At 29.2% G+C, this 12,172-nt stretch carries 9 protein-coding genes; 3 read left to right on the plus strand and 6 right to left on the minus strand.

From position 1 onward, the window contains the following. Positions 1-140: 140 nt before the first annotated feature. The 3 genes from Q0684_RS10895 to Q0684_RS10905 are packed head-to-tail and all read right to left on the minus strand — an operon-like array spanning position 141 to position 2,129. Positions 141-905, minus strand: coding sequence for a TIGR02757 family protein (locus tag Q0684_RS10895; RefSeq protein ID WP_299016522.1), 765 nt, complete (start codon positions 903-905; stop codon positions 141-143). Between the two features lie 6 nt (positions 906-911). Further along, positions 912-1,454 (minus strand): CPBP family intramembrane glutamic endopeptidase, encoded by a 543-nt coding sequence (locus tag Q0684_RS10900; protein WP_299016524.1) that lies wholly within the window; start codon positions 1,452-1,454, stop codon positions 912-914. A gap of 9 nt (positions 1,455-1,463) precedes the next feature. After that, on the minus strand, positions 1,464-2,129 hold the full coding sequence (locus Q0684_RS10905) for an ABC transporter ATP-binding protein (RefSeq protein ID WP_299016526.1): 666 nt from the start codon (positions 2,127-2,129) through the stop codon (positions 1,464-1,466). 376 nt (positions 2,130-2,505) lie between these two features. On the opposite strand from Q0684_RS10905, the gene sucC reads away from it, so the two are divergent. Both sucC and Q0684_RS10915 read left to right on the plus strand, forming a co-directional pair. Next, on the plus strand, positions 2,506-3,699 hold the full coding sequence (gene sucC, locus Q0684_RS10910) for an ADP-forming succinate--CoA ligase subunit beta (RefSeq protein WP_299016528.1): 1,194 nt from the start codon (positions 2,506-2,508) through the stop codon (positions 3,697-3,699). A gap of 261 nt (positions 3,700-3,960) precedes the next feature. Further along, a complete protein-coding gene (locus Q0684_RS10915) occupies positions 3,961-4,914 on the plus strand; it encodes a hypothetical protein (protein ID WP_299016530.1) in 954 nt (317 codons plus the stop codon). A gap of 275 nt (positions 4,915-5,189) precedes the next feature. Here the strand turns inward: Q0684_RS10915 and Q0684_RS10920 are convergent, their stop codons facing one another. Then, on the minus strand, positions 5,190-8,099 hold the full coding sequence (locus tag Q0684_RS10920; protein WP_299016532.1) for a hypothetical protein: 2,910 nt from the start codon (positions 8,097-8,099) through the stop codon (positions 5,190-5,192). A gap of 504 nt (positions 8,100-8,603) precedes the next feature. Between Q0684_RS10920 and Q0684_RS10925 the strand changes: the two genes are divergently transcribed. Further along, the gene (locus Q0684_RS10925; protein ID WP_299016534.1) at positions 8,604-8,954 is read left to right on the plus strand and encodes a hypothetical protein; all 351 of its coding nucleotides are present in this window, start codon (positions 8,604-8,606) and stop codon (positions 8,952-8,954) included. 591 nt (positions 8,955-9,545) lie between these two features. Here Q0684_RS10925 and Q0684_RS10930 read toward each other — a convergent pair. Next, a complete protein-coding gene (locus tag Q0684_RS10930) occupies positions 9,546-10,478 on the minus strand; it encodes a peptidylprolyl isomerase (RefSeq protein WP_299016536.1) in 933 nt (310 codons plus the stop codon). A gap of 113 nt (positions 10,479-10,591) precedes the next feature. After that, positions 10,592-12,172, minus strand: a complete 1,581-nt coding sequence (locus Q0684_RS10935) for a hypothetical protein (RefSeq protein ID WP_299016538.1) — start codon at positions 12,170-12,172, stop codon at positions 10,592-10,594.

Below are 12,172 nucleotides of genomic sequence, written 5' to 3' on the forward strand. Positions count from 1 at the left end.
GTGTAATTACTTGTTTTTTAAATTTGTTTTTCATTATTTTAAATACCTTAAAAAGTATATCTAATATGCTACATTTTACCTTTTAAAAAAGTCTAAATTATTACAATTAACTTAATTAGTAGTCTGTTGTTAACTTCTAATTAAAAATTTTCGAAAACGCCTAAACCAAAAAGCGCAAAATCATATTTTACGGGATCTAATTTATCTAATTTTCGTAAGTTTTTATCTAATTCAGCAACCGCTTTCCAATCGTTTTGTTTTCTTGTTAGTAGTTTTAGTTTTCTTGCTACATTTCCAGAATGTACATCTAAAGGACAAGACAAATGTGCAGGGTTGTGTGTTTTCCAAACTCCAAAATCTACGCCAGTTTTATCATTTCTAACCATCCACCTTAAAAACATGTTAATGCGTTTTGCTGCAGAATTTTTTAAAGGATCAGAAATGTGCTTTTGTGTTCTCTGTTCATGAGGGACTTCAAAAAAGATTTGCTTAAAATTATGAATAGCAGTTTGGTAAGTGGTGGTGGTGTCTTTTATAGATAAAGCACTTTCTAGACCATCGTGATGTATGTAAATGTGTTTTAATGATTTTACAAATTGCTGAAAATCGATAAAATTAAATGTTCTATGCACAAAATTCTCAAAACTTTTTAGGTCTTTATTGGTATGATTTATTATAAAATCATGAGGAGATTGTTCTAACAACTCCATCATTTTATTGGCGTTTCTAATAATCATTGTGCGGTTTCCCCAAGAAATAATGGCCGTTAAAAAGGCGGCAATTTCTATATCTTCTTTTTTGGTAAACAAATGCGGAATTTGAATGGGATCTGACTCTATAAAGTTGGGTTTATTATACAACGCTACTTTCTCATCTAAGAATATCTTTAAATCGGCTTTTTTCATTTGTAATTATTCTAAAAAACTAACAGAAATTAAAATTCCATTGTAAGCTGCATGCAATAACATGGCCCAAATTAAGCCAAAACGCACTCTTATAAAACCTAAATAAAGACCAAGTAGTGCTTGTGGTAATACCAATAAAGGTGATAATAGGATAACATTTGTGGTTATTTCAAAATTAGAAATATGCACAAAACCAAACATTATAGCAAATATGTAAAATGCATTTTTAAATGCAATTTTATTTTTAAATAGTGTAAGTGGTGCTCTAAAAATGGTTTCTTCTATTAAAGGCGCTAAAACTACCACAAATAAAAATATTTTTAGGTTACTCATATCAGTAAACATTTCTTGTATTTTATGGGTATCTAAATCTATAAGATTTAGCATTTCTAGTAAAGCAAATAAAGGCGAAATTACAATACCTGTTATTAAACTGAGTAGAAGTAGATGAAAAAATATGTTTAACCTGTAATTAATGTTTTGGTTCGTATCTTTTTCTAAAACAGGGTTTTTTATGTAACCTAAAAGTGTATTTAGTGTTTGTTTCATAGCCTTTTTTTAAGATGAAGCTATTTTACCATCAATCATTGTTAATTTGCGATCTGCCATTGTTGCCAACTCTTCATTATGAGTAACTAAGACAAATGTTTGCCCAAATTGGTCTCTTAATTTAAAAAATAATTCATGTAAATTTTTAGCAGATTTACTATCTAAATTTCCACTAGGCTCATCAGCTAGAATCACAGATGGATTATTAATTAATGCTCTAGCAACAGCTACACGTTGCTGCTCGCCACCAGAAAGTTCATTTGGTTTATGGTTTATTCTATGTGATAATCCTAAAAATGCTAAGATTTCTTTAGCACTTTTTTCTGTCTCTAATTTCGTTTTTTTAGCAATATATGCAGGTATACAAACGTTTTCTAAAGCGGTAAATTCAGGCAATAACTGATGAAATTGAAAAATAAAACCAATGTGTTTATTTCTAAAAGCAGAAATTTCTTTATCAGAGAGGTTTTTCAGTGAAATATTATTTAAAGCAAGTTCAAAGTCATTTTCTTTTAAAGGTTTGTCTAACGTTCCTAAAATTTGTAATAATGTTGTTTTACCTGCTCCAGAAGGGCCAACTATAGCTACAACTTCTCCTTTTTTTATATCTAAATCAACGCCTTTTAAAACTTCAACTTCACCGTAATATTTGTGTATATTTTTACAAATTATCATGCTTTTTAATTTGTAACGAAATTATAAAAAAGAAATCAGAATTACATAGTAGTACTTCTGATTTCTAAACTCAAAAACTTAAAATAATTCAAAAAAATAATATTAAAAATATATTTTATGTATTGGTCTATAAATTTCTGTAAAACTTACAAGTATCGTTACTTTAATTTTGTGACTTGATAAAAATGTTTGTTGGAACGCAAAATAATTAGGAAAAAATTTTAAGAATTGTTGTTTTGAGAGTAGTAAGTGCTTGTTAATGTTAAAGAATTCATAAAGAATACATTTCGTTTTATTTTTAAGTTTTTTTATGAGTGAGATTACAGAATATTATATCTGAATTTGTATTTTTGCCTTCGTTTTAAATATTAAAAGGATGAATTTACACGAATATCAAGGAAAAGAAATATTAAATAGCTTTGGAGTTAGAATTCAAAGAGGAATTGTAGCAAATACGCCAGAAGAAGCGGTTGCAGCAGCAAAAAAATTAACAGAAGATACTGGTACAGGTTGGCATGTTATAAAAGCTCAGGTGCATGCAGGTGGCCGTGGTAAAGGTGGTGGAGTTAAACTAGCTAAAAACTTAGATGAAGTAAAAAGTATTTCTAATGATATTTTAGGTATGATGTTGATTACCCCACAAACTTCAGCAGAAGGAAAGTTGGTAAATCAAGTCTTAATAGCAGAAGATGTTTACTATCCAGGAGATGAAGAGCCAGATGAATATTATATGTCTGTTTTATTAAACAGAGCAACTGGTAAAAACATGATTATGTATTCTACTGAAGGTGGAATGGATATTGAAACTGTTGCAGAAGAAACGCCACATTTAATTTTTACAGAAGAAGTAGATCCTTTATTAGGATTAATGCCTTTTCAAGCGCGTAAGGTAGCTTTTAATTTAGGTCTATCTGGTGTTGCTTTTAAAGAAATGACAAAATTTGTTACTAATTTATATAAAGCATATATAGGTTCAGACTCTTCTATGTTTGAAATTAACCCAGTATTAAAAACATCTGACTCTAAAATTATGGCGGTAGATGCCAAAGTTTCTTTAGATGAAAATGCGTTATATAGACACAAAGATTACGCAGCAATGCGCGATTTAAGAGAAGAAAACCCAATTGAAGTTGAAGCGAAAGCTGCAGGTTTAAATTATGTAGATTTAGATGGTAATGTGGGGTGTATGGTAAACGGAGCAGGTTTAGCTATGGGGACTATGGATTTAATTAAAGAATCTGGAGGTGAACCAGCAAACTTTTTAGATGTTGGTGGTACAGCAGATGCAGCAAGAGTTGAAACTGCGTTTGGTATTATATTAAAAGATCCAGCTGTAAAAGCAATTTTAGTAAACATTTTTGGTGGTATTGTGCGTTGTGACAGGGTTGCACAAGGTGTTGTAGATGCTTATAAGAATATGGGAGACAAAATTACAGTGCCAATTATATGTAGATTACAAGGTACAAACGCAGTAGAAGCAAAACAGCTAATAGACAATTCTGGAATGGAAATTATTTCTGCTACAGAATTTCAAGAAGCAGCAGATAAAGTAAGTGAAGTTTTAGGCTAGACAGCTCTAAAATACATAACCTTATTGTAAAAAAAGCCTCGTGAAAACGAGGCTTTTTTTATTAAAATTTTAAAATGTTAAAAAAACTTTAAATTTTTTAGTTTATTTTGTTTTTAATAAAAACTCTTTATTCTAGTGTTTTTATTATGGTTTTATTAGTAATTTAAGAGTATTATTAAACCATAACAGGACAGTACAGGACATCATAACATAATGTCATTTCTATTTTTGTTTAAAAATATATACTAAATTAACTAAAATATGAAAAATTTTAACATTAAAGTAGGGGTGTTAGGAATTGTATTGTCTCTTGGAACTTTTTATTCTTGTCAGCAAGAAGATGAATTATTAAATGAAGAACTGTCTTCTGGGAAAGAAGTAGCTTTAGAAGATGAGTATGCAGCAAAAGGTACTTGTGACCCCAATGAATTTAAGCTTATAGATGCCATATCAGGTACGGATTATAATGATGCTGTAAGTACGCAGATTGACGATAGAAGCTGTTCTTTTGATTATAGACAGTCTTCATACGGTTCTAGCTTTAATTGGGGAGGTTATAGGTTGAGAGCTTCTAATAACCAACCAGGAAAATTGCAAGTTAGAATGGAACGTTCTACAAGACAGACAAACTATGCTAATGGTAAATATATTGATTTGTCTGGTACAGTAAGAATATTAAACGCAGGTTTGGTTAACGGACCTTATGCTCCAAACGATCTTAGAGATAAAAATGGAACTTACATTGCACAAGTAAAGGGTAAGCATACCAATTTAAGAACTGACCTAAATGAGTCTAGAGATCCTGCAATTGTTTTATTTATTGCAAAACCTAAAAGATTCAATAATGGAACTGGAAGTGTGATTAGAGATAGCAACGGGAAAATAAAAGAGTTTGTTATTTATGCAGAACTTGTAAGAAAAAGAGGGGGGTCTTCAAATTCTGGAAGACGACTTATAAAAATTACAACAGTTAAACGTAATAGAGATTTTAATGTTAACATTAGAACAGAATTTTATAATAGTGGTAGTACAAAAAGACAGCGAGTAAGAGTGAATATTAACGGTGTTGCAAAAACATTTGAAATTTCAGTTCAGAATACAGCAGGTCAATCAGCAGAACCAACAGAAATGAGAATTCGCATGGGAGCTTATAGATGTGTTGGAGGAGGAGCAGAAATTTTATGGAAAGATGATTTAAGTGTATCTAGAAATTAAAATTACTACTTTTAAAAAAAATTAAAACCAAAACAAATCATTGTTTTGGTTTTTTTGTTTTCAGAAAATTTTAAATATTCTTCATATCGTTGTTAGTGAATAAGTAAACATATAAGATGAGCTAATGCTAGCTTTAAACGTAGAAATAAATAATTAAGAAATTTATTGTTTATGATAATAACCTCAAAACGAATGAAAATTTGTTTTGAGGTTTTTTTCTTATTATTTATTTAAAGAGTATCAATTTTGAAATTACTTAAAAGCTCATAAAGATTTTATTTAGTATTGTTATTGATTAGTTTCTGATTTACTTTATAAGAGGTTTCATAATAGCCTAATTTTCCATCTTCATTAATACTTTCTATGATAACTAACATTTCTCCAATATTATCATCGGCATAAAACTCCACTTTAGCAGTTCCGTTTTTGTTTATTTTTAAATTGGGTTGCCAAAAAACGGTGGATCTTAAATCTGGAACTTCCCAGTCTTTTTTGGTTACGTTTTCGTGTTTTGGAGCATAAAACTCTTTCTCAATTGAAAAACTTGGTAATGTATTTTTAAAGATGCCTTTTGTTTCTGTAATTCCAAATAATCCTTTGCCAGGGTAGGTATAAATATTTAAAAATGAATAATTGGGTGTTGCTATCGGAACTTGATCAAATACATCACTTAGATATATTGCAGGAAGTTTAGGGTTTTTAATAATTTCAACACTTTTAATTTCTTCAATTGGAATATTTTCTAGAATGGGATAATTTTCAATATGAACTGGTTTTCCATCTATAATTACAAACGTAAATAAAGACTCATCAACATGAGCATATCTAAATCTTTCACCATTAATTGTGGGAACTGGTTTTCTCGCATATGTAAAGTCAACTATAGAGAGAATTACTCCATTTTCTATTGAAAAACCTAAATCTGTTCCAATAGCTGGTACTGTTTTTACCTCATCATCCATAACCTGTGGTAATGGAATATCTATAATACTTATGTCATCAGGAAACTTAAATAAAAGTAAGCTAAAAAGCCCAGACATCCATTTTTCATTTTTTTCTATTAACTTTTCGTTTTCAATAATAACATCAGGTTCTCCATGTTCATCAGTCATTTTCTTTTGAATAGGAGATAGTATCCTTGTTTTAACAATAATTTCATCTAAAACAAAACCATTTTTATCTACACTAAACGGATTTTCTTTAACAAACCTTTTTCTATTTTCTTTTACATATATATTAAATTCATCTGCAAGTTGTAGCTTTTCTTGTTTTTCAAAATTTATTTTTAAAGGAGTGGGTTTATCTATAGCAATGGTCAATTCTTTCTTTCTTCCTTTATGGTTTTTAGTTTGTATTAAATATTTTAAATCGTCTTTAAAGACATCTTGCAAATCAAAAATAAATCTACCCACACTATCTATAGTGGTAACATTAGCTTGAAGATTTTTTTTATCTAAAGTCATTAAAGTGAGTTCTATTGGTTTTTTACGCTTTCTTTTACGCTTTTTATACTGTTCAATAGTCCCAGAAATTTGCAAGTTTTTTTCAGGTTGTTTTTTAAAATAAACGTCTTCTTTTGTTGGTTTAAAGATATAATTTCGCCAACCTTGGGTTAGTAGTAAAGCATCCATTGCATAAAAACGATGTTTGTTTTGGCTATCAAAATAAAAATTAGGTTGCTCAATTTTTCCTTTTAATTCAGATTCTAGTAAAAAGTAAGACAATATATTTCCCCTTTGCAATTGCATCTCACCCAGCTGTTTTTTGTTTAATACTAAAAAAGATGTATTTGTGTTTTTGCCGTCTTTAATATTAAGGTCAAAAGTAACTTTGTCTCGTTGTTTATATTCCTTTTTATCGGCTTTAGCATTAACGTTTAATCGATTGCTATTTTCTTTAAAATTAAAAACCAAGCGTTCACAAATCGGTTGGTTATTTTTGTTAAATACGGTAAACGTTACAATTCCCTCTGGGAATAAACTTTTCTTAAAAGCCATTTTTACCTTTTCGTTTATAAATTGCATTTTAGAGTTGAAATAAGTGATACCTCTCGCTTGCACTTTAACAAACAAACTATCAGTTTTAGAAAAGTTAGAACGAACTAATAACTTAAAAAAATCTTGACTAGAATTTACTGTTAATACATATCCTTTTTCATATATTTTAGGCAATTGAAATTTGTAAGTAGTGCTTTTGTTATTAAGAATTTCTGCATAATAAGTTTTGTTTTTATCAGGTTTTAATTGATAAAAGCCCATTCCTAATAGATTGCTTTTAAACTCAGTAACAATTAAATTATTTTCATCTTTAATGATTCCTTTAACAGGAAGGCCTTCATTTTTATAATCTAAAGCTTTAAAAGCAATATTACTTGTTAGGCCATGCACTAGTTTGCCACCTTCAGGAAAAAATTGTAAATCGATAAAATTTTTATCAATGGCTATGGTTTTACTGTGTGAATTAAAGGTGATAAAATTGTTGTTTTTAACTCGAATTGAATCTAATTGAATATCAATTTTAGCTTTAACAGCACCATTAGTAAGCGGGTAGCTAAATGTGTATTCTTTGTTTTTATCTTCTTTAATTAATACCGAATCTTTTTTGCCATTAATAGTTAAAAGTACTTTTAGTTTTCCTTTAAATCTAGGGTTTATAATTTTTGGAAACACTTTTGCGGAAAGTTCTAATTGTTTGTTGGCTTTTTCTGAAATAACAACATTTCTAATTACTTTTTTATCATAAGCTGTTTTTGTGGGTTTGTAAATATCAATGTATTGTTTGTTTGTAAAGTTTTCTTTAAAATTTTTGTTCCATTTGGTGTACGCGCGTACCATGTATTTACCAGGTAGCAAAGGTTCTATGGTTTTTAGATCAAAAAAATTATTTCCAATACCGTTTTCTAATTTTAGGATTTTAGAAGCTATAATTTTTTCATCAAAATTAATAAGTTGTACGTGCAATACATTACTTAAAATTGTGTTTTTTTGGTTTATATTGGTTACAATTCCTTTAAACCATATATTTTGATCACTTGTAAAAATTGTACTGTTTAATTGTAGGTATATTTTTTCTGCGTATGCAATTTTATCAATATCTATAGTATCTTTTTTAATTTGCGCTTTCGCGTTATTCTGCAGTAGGATACTAAAAGAAATAAATATATAATACAAGTAGGATTTTTTCATAACTAACTTTTTAGAAAGCAATTTTTTAAATTTACAAAAAAACAATTCTTTTTAAAGTGTTGTACTGAAATTAATTAACTGTTTTGAAAAAAAATATGAATTAAAAGAGTTTACTAAATTTGGTGTTTAGTTTTACATAAACTTTTTTACAAATAAGTACTTATAAAAATTTCTGTAATAACACTAAATGAACTTAATTTTCACAAATTAGATTTTTTAAAAAAAGTATTACAGAATTCGTAACAATTTATTTGTCAGGTGTAATAATAGTGAGCTACTTCTTTTAAAAGACATCAATAATTACAAGTAAAGCCAATTCTTTTTAGCTGTTTAATAATTAAAATATGAATAATATGTAATTTTAATGTTTATTTAATGTAAATAATTTATTTTTATGGTGTTTTTTGATTATTTTTTTAAGGAATTTATAACATTTAGAAGTTTTATTCCTTCGTATTTTTGCGGCAGTTTTAAAATAGACAAATAAAATAAATAAAAAACAAAATGAATACTTTAAAAATTAAAACAGTAGTAGTAGCCTTTTTATTAGGGTTTAGTACTTTAGTAGCCGCATCAAATGAAGGGCCATCTTTTGATAAAAAGGAGGTAAAAACAACAATTACAAAAGATGTACAAAAGCTTTTAAAAAATTCCGAATTAACTTTAGCTGATACAGAAAAAGCGACGGTAAAAATTATGATTAATAGTAAGAACGAAATTGTAGTTTTATCTGTAGATACCAATAACAGTGCAGTAGATGCTTTTGTAAAAAGGAGATTAAATTATAAGAAAGTCTCTACTAAAACAGCTTCAGAAATATTTATATTACCAATTAAAGTGTTGGGAGCTAGATAGTTTAATTGTTTTTTTAAAATAAAAGAGTCATATAAAAATCATATTTTTGTATGACTTTTTTTTGTGTATTATTTTTGGTTTAACAATACTTAAATAGTCTTTTAAATTTGTAAGTTTAAAACAATATTTAAAGAATAATACTAATTTAGTTTATTTAGACTTGCGCTGCGGAGTACTGCCGTTAATTGAACTTAAAAAGCTATAGAGTTTGACAAATTTTATAACGATAAAACGTTTTTAGTTAAAAAGATAAAATCTAAAGCCGCTGTATTATACAAAAAGAGAGAAATTTAAACCTTTAAATAAGTGGACTGCTGCCCAAAGAAAATACATGCAAAAAGCAAATTAGTGCGTATCAAAATAGTTTAAAAAAGTTAGGTTTTGCATTAGAATCTAGAGTAGATATTAGTGCTATAATTTTAAAATTGCAAAAGGAATATAAAATACATAAACAACGTTAGAATTAATAACACTATCAAGTTAAGAAGAAATTAAAACTAAACTGTTCTTTATCTTTGTATTAAATAAAAAAATAACCATCAAAAACTATATAGTTTTTGAGGGTTATTTTTTTATAACTTAATTTAATGTTTATTTCACATCCATTAACTCAACATCAAATATAAGTGTTGCATCTGGTGGAATTACACCTCCTGCACCAGCAGAACCATAAGCTAAATCAGATGGAATTACAAAACGAGCTTTGTCTCCAACTTGTAATAGTTGTATGCCTTCATCCCATCCAGAAATAACTTGACCAACACCTACATTAAAGTCTATTGGTTGCTTTCTTTTGTAAGAAGAATCAAAAACGGTACCGTCTAATAGCTGGCCTTTATAGTGTACAGAAACACCTGCACCTTTAGTGGCTTTTTTACCTTCTCCTTTTTGTAAGATTTGGTAACGTAAACCACTAGCAGTTTCATCATAACCTGCAGCAACTTTGTCTAACATTTCTTTTTGAGCAGCTTTTGCTTCTGCCTCTCTCTTTTCTCTAGAACCTTCAAAAGTCCTAAACGCTTCTACCGCATTAAATGCTTCAGCATCTGTACCAACTCTAATAATTTCTACTGCTTTTAACTCATCTCCTTGTGCAATAGCATCTACCACATCTTGTCCTTCTATTACAGAACCAAAAACAGTATGTTTGCCGTCTAACCAAGGTGTAGGTACGTGAGTGATATAGAATTGAGAACCATTAGTTGCTGGTCCAGAATTTGCCATAGCTAATTTACCAGGCGTATCGTGCTTTAAATCAGGATGAAATTCATCATCAAACTTATAACCTGGGTTTCCAGTTCCTGTGCCTTGTGGGCAACCACCTTGTATCATAAAATCTGGTATTACTCTATGAAATTTTAAACCATTATAATAAGGTGTTCCTTGGTCTTTTGCCGAGTTTTCTAAATTACCTTCTGTTAAAGCAACAAAATTACCTACTGTTCCAGGTGTTTTTTCGTGCTCTAATTGTACTAAGATATCTCCTTTAGGAGTATTAAATTTTGCGTAAATTCCGTCTTTCATTTTATTTTAATTTGGTTTTCTCGAGCGCAGTCGAGAGCTATTGTTTTATTTTATGTTCTCGACTGCGCTCGAACTTACATTTAGTTATTTTCTGAAAAATATCAGAAAAAATATTATTTTTTAGCGTTTAACACAGACAAACTATATGTAAATCCTACATTTAAATTCGTAGAGTTTACGTTTCCATAGGGAGACCACATTTGCCCTAAAGAAGTGTTTAAATTAAAATTATCTGTAATATGATAATTAATACCTACACTAGGTCTTATTAAAACACCTATACCAGAATCTACACCACCACCACCAGCAACACCTGTTGCTGCCTCTGCAAAAAGTGAAAGTTTGTCTTTTACAAATTTATTAGATTTAATTCCTAAACCAAAAATACCATGCGCATAACCACCAGCACTGCCTAAATAGGCAAATGAGGCTTCTCCTGAAACATATACTCTTTCAGAAATATCGTAATTTATTTTTAAAGCTATTTGCTCTAAATCTCTATCAGGTCTATCTAAAATAGCAACATCAAAATAAGTTTGATTTTGTACACCAATTTGCACGCCTTGTGTTTTAATTGTTTTTAAAACTTCACCTGTTTTTGGGTCTTTTGTGCCACCACTTAAACCATAATATTTTAAACTGATACCACTTGTAATTGCCTCAAAGGTACCACCAATAGATCTATGGTAACCTCCATGAGCACTTATACCAAAATGTTCAGACATTCTTACATCAAAACCTGCACTTGGGTACATAGTTAAACCGTTTTCTGGAAAAATTCTACCACCAGCAACACCAAGTCCCATTTTGGCAAAGAAATTTACATATTTAGTTTCTATAAAGTTTCTACCAATACCAAAAAACATATCCATAAAACCTGCTCTTAAGCCACTATACATAGTATCTAAATGCGCATATAAAAATGTATTTGTATTTACATAACGTTGATATTCAAAACCAATAATGTAAAGTGTTTGGTTTATAGGTGTTGTGTTGTTAAAGTTACCTAAACCATCGTTTCTGGTATCTCCTATAGGAAAAAAGAAATCGAATTTTACTTGTTGTACACTTTTAACGGCAGATTTTCCCCAAAAAGGATCATCAGAAGCTACTATGTTGTAGGTTTCATGTGCATTTTTATAAGAGCCAGCTCTTATAGTTGTGGGTATTTCTACAAAAAAAGATACATTTTCTCCTCCTTGAATGCCATCAAAAAAATCTACAATACCATATTGTACACCAAAAGAAGCATATTTAGTTTTATATTGCAAACCTGCATTTGGGTATAAGATAGCCCCACCATTTACCAAACTTCTAAATCCACCACCACCACCAAAGTGCACGTTAGCATCAAAGTATAAGTTTTTATAGATTGGTAAATTTACTCCTAAATTTACACCTAGAGTAAATAAACCGCCTTGATCTCCAATACTTGCTGCATGAAAACCAGCACCTGTATACAGCCAATCATTTAAAGGAATATTATAATTTAAACCTAAAAACCCCATTTTTGGTTTTAAATCGTAAGTAGAACCATCCCCATATTGATAAGTAATGTCTGGTTGATTTATAATAATATGATTTAAACGAATTCCGTTTTTTAATTCTACAGTTTTAATATCATTTATAGTAAAATCTTGAGAAAAGATTTGTAAAGTTGATAAAAACAGTAAAAATAGGATACTTTTTTTCAT

The organism is uncultured Polaribacter sp. (genome assembly GCF_947503875.1).
Classification (GTDB): Bacteria; Bacteroidota; Bacteroidia; order Flavobacteriales; family Flavobacteriaceae; genus Polaribacter.

Excerpts from the sequence above, each read along its gene's own strand:
- Q0684_RS10905 (WP_299016526.1), bottom strand. The coding sequence starts at position 2,129 with ATGATAATTTGTAAAAATATACACAAATATTACGGTGAAGTTGAAGTT.
- Q0684_RS10930 (WP_299016536.1), bottom strand. The coding sequence starts at position 10,478 with ATGAAAGACGGAATTTACGCAAAATTTAATACTCCTAAAGGAGATATC.
- Q0684_RS10920 (WP_299016532.1), bottom strand. The coding sequence starts at position 8,099 with ATGAAAAAATCCTACTTGTATTATATATTTATTTCTTTTAGTATCCTA.
- Q0684_RS10895 (WP_299016522.1), bottom strand. The coding sequence starts at position 905 with ATGAAAAAAGCCGATTTAAAGATATTCTTAGATGAGAAAGTAGCGTTG.
- Q0684_RS10935 (WP_299016538.1), bottom strand. The coding sequence starts at position 12,172 with ATGAAAAAAAGTATCCTATTTTTACTGTTTTTATCAACTTTACAAATC.
- Q0684_RS10925 (WP_299016534.1), top strand. The coding sequence starts at position 8,604 with ATGAATACTTTAAAAATTAAAACAGTAGTAGTAGCCTTTTTATTAGGG.
- sucC (WP_299016528.1), top strand. The coding sequence starts at position 2,506 with ATGAATTTACACGAATATCAAGGAAAAGAAATATTAAATAGCTTTGGA.
- Q0684_RS10900 (WP_299016524.1), bottom strand. The coding sequence starts at position 1,454 with ATGAAACAAACACTAAATACACTTTTAGGTTACATAAAAAACCCTGTT.
- Q0684_RS10915 (WP_299016530.1), top strand. The coding sequence starts at position 3,961 with ATGAAAAATTTTAACATTAAAGTAGGGGTGTTAGGAATTGTATTGTCT.